The following is a 13,970-nucleotide window of genomic DNA, read 5'->3' on the forward strand; positions in this document are numbered from 1 at the left end:
ACGGTGCCTGCGACGGCGGAAGGGATGGGACTGCCATGAGCGTGGTGCTGGTCACCGGAGGAACCGGAACGCTGGGACGAGCCGTTGTGCCGGCGCTCCGGGCGCGCGGCCACGACGTGCGGGTGCTCAGCCGGCGTGCCGGGAGCGAGGCCGGCCGGATCGTCGGCGATCTCTCCAGCGGAGCGGGGCTCGATCGCGCGCTCGACGATGTGGACCTCGTCGTGCATGCGGCGACCGCGAACGGGCGTGAGGACGTCCGCCAGGCGCGGAACCTGCTCGCCGCGATGCGACCGCATCAGCATCTGCTGGCCGTCTCGATCGTCGGGATCGACCGCATCCCCCTGCCCTACTATCGGGCGAAGCTGGAGGTCGAGGAGCTCATCCGGTCCTCCGCGAACCCGTGGACTCTCCAGCGCTCCACCCAGTTCCACGACCTGGTGGCACGGATCTTCGCCCTTCAGCGCCGGCTGCCGGTGCTGCTGGCCCCCGACTTCGCCGTGCAGCCGATCGACGTGCGCGACGTCGCGGCGCAGCTCGCCGCCCTCGCGTCCGATCCGCCCGGCGGCCGCGCGCCCGATCTGGGCGGCCCAGCGGTCCGCCAGTTCAGGGAGCTCGCCGACGTGTGGCGGTCCGCCCGGGGAAGCGGCCGGCGAATCGTCCCGCTGCGCCTTCCGGGGAAGATCTTCGCCGGATATCGCTCAGGGGCGCACACGGTGCCGGACCGCGCAGTGGGCAGGATCACGTTCGAGGAGTTCCTGGGGACCGGTTCGGGAAACGGCGGCGGCTGATGCCTCCGGGGACCTTCGTCATCCCGCTGTGGGCCGACCTCCTGGCGGTCGGCATCGGCGCGGTGCAGGGAGCGCTGTTCGCCGCGCAGTTCCGCGACCGCCGACTGGACCTGCTCGGCGTCGCCATCGTGGGGATCGCCACGGGGTTCGGCGGCGGTCTCCTGCGCGACCTCATGCTCAACACCGACATCGCCGCGCTTCGCAGCAACTGGTATCTGGTCGTCGCCACCGCGGCGGCGCTCCTCGGGATGCTGCTGGAGCGGCTGTTCTCGCGGGTGAACGCCGTGATCACCGTGCTCGACGCGCTGACGATCGGCCTGTTCTGTGCGATCGGCACGACGAAGGCCCTCGCCTTCGGGCTCCCGGAGGTGCCAGCGGTGTTCGTCGGCGTGCTCGCGGCCGTTGGCGGCTCGATCCTTCGCGACCTGCTGCTCAACCTGCCGATCGCGCTGATGCACGTGGGGTCGCTGTACGCGCTCGCCGCCGTCGGCGGGGCCGCCACCCTGGTGGTGCTCGACCGTTTCGGCGTCGAGGTGCTGACCGCGGCCATCGTGTGCGTCGCGGTGACCTTCGGCATCCGGGTGCTTGCGGTGCTCTTCGATTGGAGCCTGCCGGAGCAGCGCGCCCTCAGCCGCCTCCGCTACACCCGCGGATGAGAACGCCGCCTACACCGCGGCGAGCTGCGGCTCCGCCGCCTCCGCACGCACGGCGCGGTTCACCGCCGACACGATGGCCTTCAGCGATGCGGTGGAGATGTCGGCATCGATCCCGACCCCCCACAGCCGCTTGCCGTTGACCTCGAGGTCGATGTACGACGCCGCCTGCGCGTCGCCGCCGGCACTGAGCGCGTGTTCGACGTAGTCGAACAGTCGCACCTCGATGCCCTGCTCCGCCATGACGCGCAGGAAGGCGTCGATCGGACCGTTCCCCTTCGCGCTGGCCGGCTCCACCTCGTCGTTGACCCGCAGCTGCACCTGCAGCTGCGTCTCGCCCGTCATGTCGCTGGCGGTGCGGGTCGAGAGCAGCTCGAACCGGCCCCACTTCTCGTCGGGGTCGCGTGCGGGCAGGTACTCGTCCTGGAAGATCCGCCAGATCTCATCGCTCGTCACCTCGCCGCCCTCGGCGTCGGTCTTCGCCTGCACGACCTGGCTGAACTCGATCTGCAGCCGGCGCGGCAGGTCGAGCGCGTGGTCGGTCTTGAGCAGGTACGCGACGCCGCCCTTGCCGGACTGCGAGTTGACCCGCACGACCGCCTCGTAGCCGCGGCCGACATCCTTCGGGTCGATCGGCAGGTACGGCACCGCCCAGACGAGGTCGTTCACGTGCTTGCCCTGACGCTCGGCGTCCGCGGCCATCGCCTCGAAGCCCTTCTTGATGGCGTCCTGGTGCGAGCCGCTGAACGCGGTGTAGACCAGGTCGCCTGCCCAGGGGCTCCGCTCGTGCACCTTCAGCTGGTTGCAGTACTCCGCGGTGCGGCGGATCTGGTCCAGGTCGCTGAAGTCGATCTGCGGGTCGATGCCCTGCGTGAAGAGGTTCAGGCCCAGCGCAACCAGGTCGACGTTGCCGGTGCGCTCCCCGTTTCCGAACAGGCACCCCTCGATCCGGTCGGCGCCGGCCAGGTAGCCGAGCTCCGCGGCCGCGACGGCGGTGCCGCGGTCGTTGTGCGGGTGCAGGGACAGGAGGACGTTCTCGCGGGAGTTGAGGTTGCGCGACATCCATTCGATCGAGTCGGCGTAGACGTTCGGCGTCGCCATCTCGACCGTCGCGGGCAGGTTGATGATGACCTTCCGCTCCGGCGTCGGCTCCAGCACCTCGAGCACCTGGTTGCAGATGTCCAGGGCGAACTCGAGCTCCGTGCCGGTGTAGCTCTCCGGCGAGTACTCGTAGTAGATGTCGGTGCCGGGCACGCTCGACTCGTACGCCTTGCAGAGGCGCGCGCCGTGCAGCGCGATGTCGATGATCCCCTGCTTGCCGGTGCGGAACACCACGTCCCGCTGCAGCACGCTGGTGGAGTTGTAGAGATGCACGATCGCCTGCTTGGCGCCGCGCAGCGACTCGTAGGTGCGTTCGATCAGGTGGTCCCGCGACTGGGTCAGCACCTGGATGGTGACGTCGTCGGGAATCAGGTTCTCTTCGATCAGCGAGCGGACGAAGTCGAAGTCCGTCTGGCTGGCCGATGGGAAGCCGACCTCGATCTGCTTGTAGCCCATCTTCACCAGCAAGTCGAACATGATGCGCTTGCGCTCCGGGCTCATCGGGTCGATGAGCGCCTGGTTGCCGTCGCGGAGATCGACGGCGCACCAGATCGGCGCCGTCGCGATGGTCTTCGTCGGCCACGTGCGATCGGGCAGGTCGACGTGGAAGGTCTCCGAATACGGGCGGTACTTGTGGGTCGGCATGGCCGACGCGGCTTGTGTGTTCTTCACTTCTTCAGCTCCTGGTCCTCGTGGGTGTCGGCCGACGGCGAACTCCGCGACGAGGGGGCCTGGGCTAGGACTCGTCGCGGCGGCTAAGAAGAAGGAGGCCGAACTGCACGAACCGAGGGTACCACCGTTCCTCACCGGGAATCCTCGGCGAAGTGGGCCATTGGTCCTACGGATGCACGGCGGAGACGTGCCACTTCGGCGGATCCGGGCTCGCCCGCCGGCCCGTCTCCGCCGAAGCGGCCCGTCGCAGGCTCAGTCCACCGCGAGCGCCGCGACCGGGGTCACCCTGGTCGCGCGGCGGCTCGGGGCGAGCGAGGCGCCCCAGGTGAGGAGCGCGGCGGCGACCGCGATCACGCCGAGCAGCACCCACGGCACACCGGGGACGACGAGCCCGGGACTGCCGTCGATCGCGCCGAGCAGCGACTGCGCACCCGCCCAGCCATAGAACGCGCCGAGGATCAGGCCGACCAGCACCGCGGCAAGCGTCAGCTGCGCGCTCTCTGCCAGGATCATCCCGCGGATCTGCCGCGCCGTGAACCCGAGCGCCCGAAGCAACCCGAGCTCGCGGGTGCGCTGCAGCACACTGAGCGAGAGGTTGTTCGCCATGCCGACGGCGGCGATCAGCGCGCTGAACCCGATCAGCACGGAGAACACCGCGACGGTGGCGTTCATCATCTCGTCGATGCCCAGGTAGACCTCGGGCTGCGCCTGCTGCGCCAGCGCGATGATCCGGGAGTAGCTCGCCACGGCGACTCCGAACATCGTGATCAGGGTGACGCCGATGACCAGGCCGATCGTGGTGCGGGCGCTTCGCTCCGGATACCGCATGGCGTTCTCGCCGGCCAGCCGGCCGGTGGCGCTGCCGCCGAAGGCCCGGGCGACGAAGCGGAGGGCGGGCGGCATGATCATCGGCGCGGCGGCGATGAGACCGCTGAACGAGACGATCCCTCCGGCGAACGCCACGAGCACCCCGAACGGGCTGACGAGACCGAGCGCGATCCCGAGCACGAGCAGCACCCCGCCGGTGACGGACAGCGAGACTGCGGTCGCCGTGCGGGCCCGCCCGGTGAGCTCCTCCGGCGCCCGCTCCTGTGACCCGCCGATCGCCTGCATCGGCGTGACGACGAGCACACGCCGTGAGCCGACCCACGACGCGGCCCACGTGGTCAGCACGACCGCCACCACGGGCAGCGCGAGCACCGGCGACAGGTACGAGTAAGCGAGCTCCGGAAGCCAGCCGGACCCGATCGCGATCCAGGTCATCGCGATCGTCGCCAGCGTGCCGACGATCGCCCCGAGCACCGCTCCGACCACGCCGACGCCGAGCCCCTCACGGGCGACGGCGCGCCGCTGTGTCTTGGCGCTCGATCCGATCAGGCGCAGCAGCGCGATGGTGCGGGTGCGCCCCGCGATGATCGTGGCGAAGGTGTTCGCGGTCACGATCGCGCCGACATAGACCGCGATCCCGATGAAGATGACCGCAACGATGCCGAGCATCAGCCCGACGGTCCGGCTCGACCCGGTGACGTCGTCCGCGGCGATCGCGGTGCCGAGCACCCCGGTGAGCTGCAGCAGGCTCACTCCGAACGCCGCGGAGAGCGCCGCGACCAGCACGCTCGGGGCGTGCTCCCTCTTCTGGAGCGGAATCACGCCGCACGCTCCATCCCGAGCATGAACGCCGAGATCTCCTCTGCGCTCGAGCGCGTCTTCTCCTCGACGACGCGGCCGTCCGCGAGGAACAGGATCCGGTCGGCGTAGCTCGCGGCGATCGGGTCGTGGGTGACCATGGCGATGCTCTGTCCGTACTGGGTGCTCGCGGCGGCGAGCAGCGAGAGCACTTCACGCCCGGTGCGCGAATCGAGGTTGCCGGTGGGCTCGTCGGCGAAGACGAGATCCGGCCGGGTGGCGAGTGCACGTGCGATGGCGACCCGCTGCTGCTGTCCTCCCGAGAGCTCGTGCGGCCGGTGCCGCAGCCGGTCGGCAAGCCCCAGGGTCGCCACCAGAGCGTCGATCCAGTCCTGCTCCTGCGTCGTCGGACGCCGCCCGTCCAGCTCGAACGGCAGCATCAGGTTGCCGAGGATGTCGAGGGTCGGCACGAGGTTGAAGGACTGGAAGACGAAGCCGACCCGCCGGCGGCGGAGCACCGTGAGCTCCGCGTCGCCGAGGGAGGTGATCTCGGTGCCGCCGAGGAAGGCACGACCCGAGGTCGCCGAGTCGAGGCCCGCCATGATGTGCATGAGTGTCGACTTGCCGGAGCCGCTCGGACCCATGACGGCCGTGAACTCGCCCGCTCGGATGCCGATGCTGACGTCCGCGAGGGCGGTCACCCGGTTGCCGTGGGCTCCGTAGGTCTTGGTGAGGTGCTCGACGCGGGCAACGAGGCCGCCGTCGTGAGGTGGGTTCTTCATGCCTCCGACGCTACGGACCGGGTGCCGTCGCGCGGATCGGCCGCGGGAGTGAACTCCTGTACATCCGGAGGATGATCCGTCACACCAGGCGGTGCTCGAACGCGAAGACGACCAGCTGCACCCGGTCGCGCAGCGCCAGCTTCCCCAGGATGCGGCTGATGTGCGTCTTCACCGTCGCCTCGCTGAGATACTCCCTGGCGGCGATCTCGGCGTTGCTGAGCCCGCGCGCGGCGAGCAGGAAGATCTCACGCTCCCGGGCGGTGAGCTCCCCGAACGACGGCGGCGGTGCCGTCGGCTGCGCGCGGGAGTCGAAGTGCTGGAACAGCTCGCGAGTCGCGGAGGCGGCGATGACCGAGCTCCCGGCGTGCACCGTGCGGATCGCGGCGAGCAGGAACTCCGGGTCGGCGTCCTTCAGCACGAAGCCGCTCGCGCCGTTCCGGATCGCCCGCGCCGCGGCCTCGTCGAGGTCGAAGGTGGTGAGCACCACGATTCGCGGGCCGGGCTCCCCTCGCGCCGCCGCAGCCTCAAGCACGCGCCGGGTTCCCTCGATGCCGTCGAGCACCGGCATCCGGATGTCCATCAGCATCACGTCCGGCATCGTCTCGGCGGCCAGCGTGACGGCCTCCTCGCCGTTCGACGCCTCACCGACGCACTCGAGGTCCGGCTGGGAGTCCACCAGCATCCGGATGCCGGCGCGGAACAGCGCCTGGTCGTCCACGAGCGCCACCCGGATCACGGTCATCGTGGTTCCGCCGCTGTCGCTGCGGCGACGCCCGCTGCCGTCGGTGAAGCGGGGGCGGGAACCGCAGCCTCGACCACGAAGCTCTCGCCGACCGCTCCTGCCTCCAGCCTTCCTCCGGCGAGGAGCGCCCGCTCCCGCATACCGGTGAGCCCGTGACCGGACACGACCTCGGCCGGTGCCCCCGTCCTTCGCCGGTTCCGCACGGTGATGCGGAGCTCCTCGGCGGCCCACGCGAAGCCGAGGTGCACCGTTCCCGCCGGGTCGCCGTGCCGCAAGGCGTTCGTGAGCGCCTCCTGCACGATGCGGTACACCGCGAGCTGCGACGCGGTCGACAGCGGCACCGGAGCACCGGATTCCGTGCGGACGATCTCGAGGCCCGATGTCTCGAGCGAGTCGTAGAGCCGGTCGAGGTCGGAGAGCGCCGGCTGCGGCAGCTCTCCCTCGCTGTGCCGGAGCCTCCCGAGCAGCACGCGCACGTCGGCGAGGGCCTCACGAGCGGTGGTCGCGATGGTCGTGAGCGCCGCCTCCGCCGTCGCCGGGTCAGCCCGCTGGGCGTAGCGGGCGCCGTCGGCCTGGGCGATGACCACCGCCAGCGAGTGCGCGACGACGTCGTGCATGTCCCGGGCGATGCGGTTGCGCTCCTGCTCGACGACCACGATGCGCTCGGCCTCCGCCTGGGCGCGGCGGCTGTCGCGGGCGCGCATCCAGGTGCGGGCGAGCAGGCCCAGCGTCCACGCGAGCAGGAAGAAGGTCGTGCACGCGATCCAGGCCTGCAGCGTCGGGAGCAGCCCCTCGGCGGCGGACCCGCCGACGCCCGCCTGGAACCACGGGAATCCGCTCACCCGCGGCAGCAGGAACACGTACACCGCGGCGACCAGAGCACCGGTCGGGGCCGACGCGAATCCGATCCAGCGGATGGCCTTCGACCCGTACGCGGCGGTCGTGTAGAGAACGCCTGCGATCGCCAGATTGGCCGGGTTCGGCGAGAGTCCGGCCGCCATCTGCGCCAGCGCCACCACCCAGGCGACTCCGAGGGCCAGCCCGGGCGAGAGCCGCCGGAGCGCTAGGGCGACGCCCATGCCGACGATCACGAGCAGATGAGCGCCGCCGCTGCTGGCGTACCCCGCCCACAGAACGAGCACCATCCCGGCCGGCACGACGAGGTCGAACGTCAGCTGCTGCGGAGTCAGGCGACGGAACACGGTTCAACGCTACGGCGCGGGACGCCGACCCGCCGCCGATCTTCCTCTCTCGGAGGCGAAATCATCCTCGAGATGTACGCCGGCCGAGGCGTGCACGGCTCAGAACCCGAGGCGGCCCAGCTGCTTCGGGTCGCGCTGCCAGTCCTTGGCCACCTTGACCCGGATCGAGAGGTAGACGTGGGAGCCGACGAGCGGCTCGATCGCGGCTCGCGCACGGGCGCCGACCTCCTGCAGGCGGGCCCCCTTGTGGCCGATGATGATGCCCTTCTGGCTGTCTCGCTCGACGAACAGGTTCGCGTAGATCTCGAGCAGCTGCTTGTCGTCCCGCTCGACCATGTCGTCGATGGTGACCGCCAGCGAGTGCGGCAGCTCGTCGCTGACACCTTCGAGCGCGGCCTCCCGGATCAGCTCCGAGACGCGGGCCTCGAGGGTCTCGTCCGTCACGGCGTCGTGCGGGTAGAGCTCCGGCGACTCCGGCAGCAGGGCGATGAGCTCGTCGGTGAGCACGTCGAGCTGCGATCGGGTGAGTGCCGAGATCGGGATGATGGCGTCCCACTCACGGAGCCGGCTGACCGCGAGCAGTTGCTCGGCCACCTGCGTCTTGCCGGCGGTGTCGACCTTCGTGACGATGGCGACTTTCTTCGCCCGCGGGAACTGCTCGAGCTGGTCGTTGATGAACCGGTCCCCCGGCCCGAGCTTCTCGTTCGCCGGCACGCACAGCCCGATGACGTCGACGTCGGCGAGCGTCGACTGGACCACCTCGTTGAGCCGCTCCCCGAGCAGGGTCCGCGGCCGGTGCATCCCGGGGGTGTCGACCAGCACGAGCTGTCCGCCGGGTGCGTGCACCATCCCGCGGATGGCCCGCCGCGTCGTCTGCGGCTTGGAGGAGGTGATCGCCACCTTCTCGCCCACCAGGGCGTTCGTCAGCGTGGACTTGCCGACGTTCGGCCGACCGACGAAGGAGACGAACCCGGCGCGGAAGGGCGTCCGCGCGCTCATCGGCGGCTCCGTTCCTGGCCGCGCTCCCCCTCGACGGGGAGCTTCTCATCCGGGTCCACGGCATCGGCCGGGAGCGAGGGTGCCGTGACCGCGGCGTTCGGCGCGATACGCTGCGGGCCGCGCACCCACTCGTTGAACTGCGGACCGGCATCAGGATCAGGAACCTGCTCCGGCTCCGGCTCCGGCTCCGGCTCCGCTCGGGCCGGCTGTCGTTCCGGTCGTGAACGCGGCGTTCGCTTCGGCTCGTGCGGCCGCTTCGCCTGCGGCTCCGGCTGCCGCTTCTGCCGCGGCTGCTGCGGCTCCACCTCCGGTCCGCGCTCGAGCTCAGGCTCGTGCTCGGGCTCGGCCTCGGGTGCCGGCATCTCGACCGGCGCGCCGCGCTCGACCAGCACGGTGCGCAACCGCTTCCTTCGCCCCTCGGTCCGCTCGGCCGTGAGCGCGAGCCCCGCCACCTCGACGCGTGATCCGGAGACCGGCAGTCGGCCCAGGTGCTTGGTGAGCAGGCCGCCGACGGAGTCGACGTCGTCGTCCTCCAGCTCGAGGTCGAACAGGTCGCCCAGCTCGTCGATGGGCAGCCGGGCGTTGACCCGGTATGAGCCGTCTTCGAGCTCCTGGATGTCGGCGAAGGCACGGTCGTACTCGTCGGAGATCTCACCGACGAGCTCCTCGATCAGGTCCTCCATCGTCACGAGGCCGGCGATGCCGCCGTACTCGTCGACGACCATGGCGAGGTGGTTCGACTCCAGCTGCATCTGCCGCAGCATGTCGTCCGCCTTCTTCGACTCGGGCACGAACAGCGCGGGGCGGGCGAGCTGCACCACCGAGGTCTTCGCGAAGCCCGGCGGCTGCTCGTAGTTCAGCCGTGCGACGTCGCGGAGGTAGAGGATTCCGAGCACCTCATCGGCGTCCTTGCCGATCACCGGGACGCGGGAGACGCCGCGGCTGAGGAACAGGCTCATCGCCTGGTCCAGGGTCGCCTCGTCGTCGATCGTCACCATGTCGGTGCGGGGGATCATCACCTCGCGCACCACCGTGTCGCTGAACTCGAAGATCGAGTGGATCAGCTCGCGATCCTCTTCCTCGAGCACGTCCTGCTCGGTCGCCTCGTCCACCATGCTGAGGAGCTGCTCCTCGCTGGAGAAGCTCTGGGTGCGCGGCCGCCCGGGCGTGACACGGTCGCCGATCGCGACCAGGGCATCCGCGATCGGCCCGCTGAGGACGCGCGTGGCGCGCACCGGCACGGCGGAGAGCTTCATGACGACCCGGGCGTGGGTGCGACCGACGCTGCGGGGGCTGGATCCCACGAGCACGAAGGATGCGGCGATCATGATCAGCGCGCTGAAGAGCAGCGTCAACCACCACTCGCCGAACGTGTACGCGAAGCTGAGCGTCACGAGCACCGCGGCGGTGGTCTCCGAGACGATGCGCATGAAGTTCAGGGCGTTGACGTGCGCGCCGACATCGCCGGCGATTCCGAGCAGGGACTTGCGCGCACGGCTCGTGGACGCGAGCTCCTGCAGATCGCTGCGGCTGAGCACCCCGAGCGCCGCATCGGCGGCCGCGAGCAGCCCGCCGAAGGCGATCAAGACTCCGGCGACGGCGAGGAAGGCGAAGATCATCACCTTCGCCGGCGCTCGGCGAGCGAGAAGCCGATGAGCAAGTCGCGCTGCAGCCCGAACATCTCGCGCTCCTCCTCGGGCTCAGCGTGATCGAACCCGAGCAGGTGCAGCAGTCCGTGGCAGGTGAGCAGCAGGAGCTCCTCCTGCGTGCTGTGCCCGGCCGCCTCCGCCTGTGCGATCGCGACCTGCGGGCAGAGGACGATGTCGCCGAGGAGGCCGGCAGGCGTGATCGCGTCATCCGTGCCGGGGCGCAGCTCGTCCATCGGGAAGCTCAGCACGTCCGTGGGGCCGGGCTCGTCCATCCACTGCACGTGCAGCTGCTCCATGGCCGCCTCGTCGACCAGCACGATCGCCAGCTCCGCGTCCCGGTGCACCCGCAGCTCGTCGAGCGCGTACGCGGCGAGCCGCTGCAGCGCCGCCTCGTCGACCGGGACGTTCGACTCGTTGTTGACCTCGATGGCCACGTCAGCGTCCCCAGCGTCGGTCGCGACGCGGCGGCTGGTGGTCCTGCGGGGCGTGACCGCGGCGTTCGGCGCGGTTCGCGCCCTCCGGCACCGGGTGCTCCCGCTCGAACCGGCGCGCCTGCTGCTGCGCGTCGTACCGGGTGTAGGCGTCGACGATCTGCCCGACCAGAGTGTGCCGCACGACGTCGTCGCTGGTCAGCCGGGCGAAGTGGATGTCGTCCATCCCCTCGAGGATCTTCGTCACCAGCTGGAGCCCGCTCGCCCCAGCGGGAAGGTCGATCTGCGTGATGTCGCCCGTGACGACCATCCGCGAGCCGAAGCCGAGGCGGGTGAGGAACATCTTCATCTGCTCCGGCGTGGTGTTCTGCGCCTCGTCGAGCACGATGAACGAGTCGTTCAGGGTGCGGCCGCGCATGTAGGCGAGCGGCGCGACCTCGACCGTGCCGGCCGCGAGGAGCTTCGGCACCATCTCGGGGTCCATCATCTCGTTGAGCGCGTCGTAGAGCGGCCGCAGGTACGGGTCGATCTTGTCCGTGAGCGTGCCGGGGAGGAACCCGAGTCGCTCGCCGGCCTCGATCGCCGGGCGACTGAGGATGATCCGGCTGACCTCCTTGCGCTGCAGCGCCTGCACGGCCTTCGCCATCGCGAGGTAGGTCTTGCCCGTTCCGGCGGGGCCGATGCCGAAGACGATGGTGTTCTGGTCGATCGCGTCGACGTAGTTCTTCTGCCCGAGGGTCTTCGGGCGGATGCTCTTCCCGCGGCTGGTGAGGATCGCCTGGCTGAGCACGTCGGCAGGGCTGCCGGCGCCGGAGTCCAGGATCCTCGCCGAGCTCGTCACGTCGACGGGTCCGAGTTCAGCCCCGTTGCGCACCATCACGATCAACTCCTCCACCAGCCGCTTCGCGGCCTCCACCGACCCGGGTTCACCCTCGAGCCGGATCTCATTGCCGCGCACGAGCAGGCGGACATCCGGGAACTGACGCTCGATCGTCGTCAGCAATCGGTCCTGCGGGCCGAGCAGCCGCACCATGGCGACGCCGTCCACCTGCAATTCCGCTCGTGAAGTCGCGGTTCCGTCGTTCATGGGACTGTCGCTGTCAGCCAAGTGAGCCTTCCGCCAATTTGCCGCCGAGCACGTGGGCGTGGACGTGGAAGACCGTCTGCCCCGCGTCCTCGCCGGTGTTGAAGATGAGCCGGAACTGACCGCCGCAGTGCTCGGCCGCCAGAGCGTTCGCGACCTCCACGATCTCCGCGAGGAGGCCCGAATCGGCGGCCGCGAGCTCCACCACGTTGGCGTACGCCTCGGTGCGCGGCACCACCAGCAGGTGCACCGGCGCCTGTGGGGCGATGTCGCGGAACGCGACGATCCGGTCGTTCTCGAAGACGATGTCCGCCGGGATCTCGCGCGCGATGATGCGGGAGAAGATGGTCGGGGACGTCGGCGCCATAGGCCTATGGTACGGGCCGACGCTCACCAGCGTCCCGAGTTCGCGCTGAGCACAGCGAGGGCGGAGGGTCCGGCGGTGGAGGTGCGGAGCACCTCCCGTCCGAGCCGCACCGGCCGGGCGCCGGCGGACCGGAAGCGCTCCAGCTCCCCCGGCGCGATGCCCCCCTCCGGACCGACGACGAGATACACCCGGCCGGCGGCACGGGAGAGCGTGACCGCGGCCAGCCGCTCCTCAGCGCTTGGCTCCAGCACGAGCACCGTGTCCGCGGCGGCGAGCCCGGCGACCTCCGCCGTGGTGGCGAGTGGGGCCACCTCGGGAAGGAACGCCCGGATCGACTGCTTCGACGCCTCCCGCACGATGGAGCGCCAGCGCTCCTCCCCCTTCGACCGCTTCGGACCCTCCCAGCGCACCACGCTCCGCTCCGCCGCCCACGGGATGACACCGGAGACGCCGAGCTCCGTGGCGGCCTGCACCGCCAGCTCGTCACGGTCTCCCTTGGCGAGCGCCTGCACCAGCCAGAGCTCCGGATGCGGCGCTTCTTCCGTCCGGACCTCCTCGATCCGCACCAGGAGCTCCTGCGGGCTCACCGACACGACCGGACCGGTGACGATGAGCCCCGCGCCGTTGCCGACCGAGACGCGCTCACCGGCCCGCACCCGGTTCACGGTCGCGTGCTTCGCCTCTGGTCCGGTGATCACCGCCGAAGCGCCGACGACGGCATCGCCGGGGGTGAGCCCTGGCGAGAGGAACAGTGCGCTCATCCGGGGATCAGAAGTTCAGGAAGCGGTCGCGGAGCTTGGTGAAGAGACCCTGCTGAAAGGTGGAGAGGCGAGGCGGGGACGACTTGCGCGCCTTCGCCAGCTGCTTCACGAGGTCCTGCTCCTTGTGGCTGAGCTTGGTCGGGGTGACGACCTGGATGCCGATCTTGAGGTCGCCGCGGCCGCCGCCGCGGAGATGCGTGACGCCGCGTTCGCGAATCGTGAGGATGTCGGCGCTCTGCGTGCCGGGCTTGAGTTCGATGTCGACGTCGCCGTCGAGGGCGTGGACGACGGTCCGGGCGCCGAGGATCGCATCCGTCATCTGCACCTCGAGGGTGGCGAGCAGGTCGTCGCCGTTGCGGCTGAAGGTGTCGTGATGCCGCACCTTGACCTCGAGGTAAAGGTCTCCGGACGGGCCGCCGGCGGGGCCGACCTCCCCCTGTCCCGGCATCTGCAGCCGGACGCCGGTGTCCACGCCGGCCGGGATGTCGACGGGGATGTTCCGTGTCGCGCGCACCCGGCCCTGGCCGGCGCATGTCGGGCAGGGGTTCGGGATGACGGTGCCGTACCCGCGGCAGGTGCCGCAGGGGCTGGAGGTCATCACGTTGCCGAGCAGGGACCGCACCGTGCGGGAGATCTGACCGGTGCCGTGGCAGATGTCGCAGGTCACCGCGCTGGTGCCGGGCGCAGCACACGAGCCGCCGCAGGTGTCGCAGAGCACGGCGGTGTTCACTTCGATGTCCCGCCGGGTGCCGAAGATCACCTCGTCGAGCTCCACCTCGACGCGCACCAGGGCGTCCTGGCCGCGCTCGCGCCGGGATCGCGGTCCTGCGTTCCCCGCCCCGGCACCGAAGAACGTCTCGAAGATGTCGCCGAAGCCGCTGAAGCCGGCGCCCGAGAAGGTCGCCTGCGGGCCGAGGTCGTACTGCTGCCGGGAGTTCGGGTCGCTGAGCACGTCGTACGCGTGCGTGACGAGCTTGAACCGCTCCGCCGCGTCGGCGCCGGGGTTGACGTCCGGGTGCAGCTCGCGGGCGAGGCGCCGGTACGCCTTCTTGATCTCGTCGGGGGATGCGTTCCGGTCGACGCCGAGGACCTCGTAGTGGTCAGCCAAAAGGA

General features: G+C 70.4%; 14 protein-coding genes. 2 read left to right on the forward strand and 12 right to left on the reverse strand.

Features of this window, described 5'->3' with window-relative positions; translation table 11 throughout:
• Window positions 1–35 precede the first annotated feature (35 nt).
• Both ACFFGH_RS10240 and ACFFGH_RS10245 read left to right on the forward strand, forming a co-directional pair.
• Window positions 36–788, forward strand: coding sequence for an SDR family oxidoreductase (locus ACFFGH_RS10240; protein ID WP_386667875.1), 753 nt, complete (start codon window positions 36–38; stop codon window positions 786–788).
• Entirely contained in the window at window positions 788–1,444 is a 657-nt protein-coding gene (locus ACFFGH_RS10245) for a trimeric intracellular cation channel family protein (protein WP_386667877.1), read from the forward strand. Before ACFFGH_RS10240 ends, ACFFGH_RS10245 begins: the two co-directional genes overlap by 1 nt.
• Before the next feature lie 9 nt (window positions 1,445–1,453).
• Here the strand turns inward: ACFFGH_RS10245 and leuA are convergent, their stop codons facing one another.
• The 12 genes from leuA to dnaJ form a co-directional block, all read right to left on the reverse strand.
• Window positions 1,454–3,214: a 2-isopropylmalate synthase gene (gene leuA, locus ACFFGH_RS10250; protein WP_386667879.1), complete on the reverse strand. Its 1,761-nt coding sequence runs from the start codon at window positions 3,212–3,214 to the stop codon at window positions 1,454–1,456.
• A 252-nt stretch (window positions 3,215–3,466) separates the two neighbouring features.
• Window positions 3,467–4,864 (reverse strand): ABC transporter permease, encoded by a 1,398-nt coding sequence (locus ACFFGH_RS10255; protein WP_386667881.1) that lies wholly within the window; start codon window positions 4,862–4,864, stop codon window positions 3,467–3,469.
• Window positions 4,861–5,622 carry an ABC transporter ATP-binding protein gene (locus ACFFGH_RS10260; protein ID WP_386667883.1) on the reverse strand — a complete coding sequence of 254 codons (762 nt, stop codon included), beginning with the start codon at window positions 5,620–5,622 and terminating at the stop codon, window positions 4,861–4,863. The genes ACFFGH_RS10255 and ACFFGH_RS10260 overlap by 4 nt, the downstream gene beginning before the upstream one ends.
• 79 nt (window positions 5,623–5,701) lie before the next feature.
• Window positions 5,702–6,364: a response regulator gene (locus ACFFGH_RS10265; protein WP_386667885.1), complete on the reverse strand. Its 663-nt coding sequence runs from the start codon at window positions 6,362–6,364 to the stop codon at window positions 5,702–5,704.
• Window positions 6,361–7,566: a sensor histidine kinase gene (locus tag ACFFGH_RS10270; RefSeq protein WP_386667887.1), complete on the reverse strand. Its 1,206-nt coding sequence runs from the start codon at window positions 7,564–7,566 to the stop codon at window positions 6,361–6,363. Before ACFFGH_RS10270 ends, ACFFGH_RS10265 begins: the two co-directional genes overlap by 4 nt.
• A gap of 99 nt (window positions 7,567–7,665) precedes the next feature.
• Entirely contained in the window at window positions 7,666–8,565 is a 900-nt protein-coding gene (gene era, locus ACFFGH_RS10275) for a GTPase Era (RefSeq protein ID WP_386667889.1), read from the reverse strand.
• Window positions 8,562–10,184, reverse strand: coding sequence for a hemolysin family protein (locus tag ACFFGH_RS10280; protein ID WP_386667891.1), 1,623 nt, complete (start codon window positions 10,182–10,184; stop codon window positions 8,562–8,564). Before ACFFGH_RS10280 ends, era begins: the two co-directional genes overlap by 4 nt.
• Window positions 10,184–10,648 (reverse strand): rRNA maturation RNase YbeY, encoded by a 465-nt coding sequence (ybeY, locus tag ACFFGH_RS10285; RefSeq protein WP_386667893.1) that lies wholly within the window; start codon window positions 10,646–10,648, stop codon window positions 10,184–10,186. Before ybeY ends, ACFFGH_RS10280 begins: the two co-directional genes overlap by 1 nt.
• 1 nt (window position 10,649) lies before the next feature.
• A complete protein-coding gene (locus ACFFGH_RS10290) occupies window positions 10,650–11,732 on the reverse strand; it encodes a PhoH family protein (protein ID WP_386667895.1) in 1,083 nt (360 codons plus the stop codon).
• Window positions 11,733–11,745: 13 nt separating this feature from the next.
• Complete coding sequence (locus ACFFGH_RS10295; RefSeq protein ID WP_386667897.1) at window positions 11,746–12,096, reverse strand: histidine triad nucleotide-binding protein; 351 nt, start codon at window positions 12,094–12,096, stop codon at window positions 11,746–11,748.
• A 23-nt stretch (window positions 12,097–12,119) separates the two neighbouring features.
• Complete coding sequence (locus ACFFGH_RS10300) at window positions 12,120–12,857, reverse strand: 16S rRNA (uracil(1498)-N(3))-methyltransferase (RefSeq protein WP_386667899.1); 738 nt, start codon at window positions 12,855–12,857, stop codon at window positions 12,120–12,122.
• A gap of 7 nt (window positions 12,858–12,864) precedes the next feature.
• On the reverse strand, window positions 12,865–13,965 hold the full coding sequence (gene dnaJ, locus ACFFGH_RS10305; protein WP_386667901.1) for a molecular chaperone DnaJ: 1,101 nt from the start codon (window positions 13,963–13,965) through the stop codon (window positions 12,865–12,867).
• Window positions 13,966–13,970: the final 5 nt, after the last annotated feature.

This window comes from Lysobacter korlensis, assembly GCF_042434515.1.

Excerpts from the sequence above, each read along its gene's own strand:
- ACFFGH_RS10260 (WP_386667883.1), bottom strand. The coding sequence starts at position 5,622 with ATGAAGAACCCACCTCACGACGGCGGCCTCGTTGCCCGCGTCGAGCAC.
- ACFFGH_RS10290 (WP_386667895.1), bottom strand. The coding sequence starts at position 11,732 with ATGAACGACGGAACCGCGACTTCACGAGCGGAATTGCAGGTGGACGGC.
- ACFFGH_RS10300 (WP_386667899.1), bottom strand. The coding sequence starts at position 12,857 with ATGAGCGCACTGTTCCTCTCGCCAGGGCTCACCCCCGGCGATGCCGTC.
- ACFFGH_RS10295 (WP_386667897.1), bottom strand. The coding sequence starts at position 12,096 with ATGGCGCCGACGTCCCCGACCATCTTCTCCCGCATCATCGCGCGCGAG.
- ACFFGH_RS10280 (WP_386667891.1), bottom strand. The coding sequence starts at position 10,184 with ATGATCTTCGCCTTCCTCGCCGTCGCCGGAGTCTTGATCGCCTTCGGC.
- ACFFGH_RS10240 (WP_386667875.1), top strand. The coding sequence starts at position 36 with ATGAGCGTGGTGCTGGTCACCGGAGGAACCGGAACGCTGGGACGAGCC.
- ACFFGH_RS10265 (WP_386667885.1), bottom strand. The coding sequence starts at position 6,364 with ATGACCGTGATCCGGGTGGCGCTCGTGGACGACCAGGCGCTGTTCCGC.
- ACFFGH_RS10245 (WP_386667877.1), top strand. The coding sequence starts at position 788 with ATGCCTCCGGGGACCTTCGTCATCCCGCTGTGGGCCGACCTCCTGGCG.
- era (WP_386667889.1), bottom strand. The coding sequence starts at position 8,565 with ATGAGCGCGCGGACGCCCTTCCGCGCCGGGTTCGTCTCCTTCGTCGGT.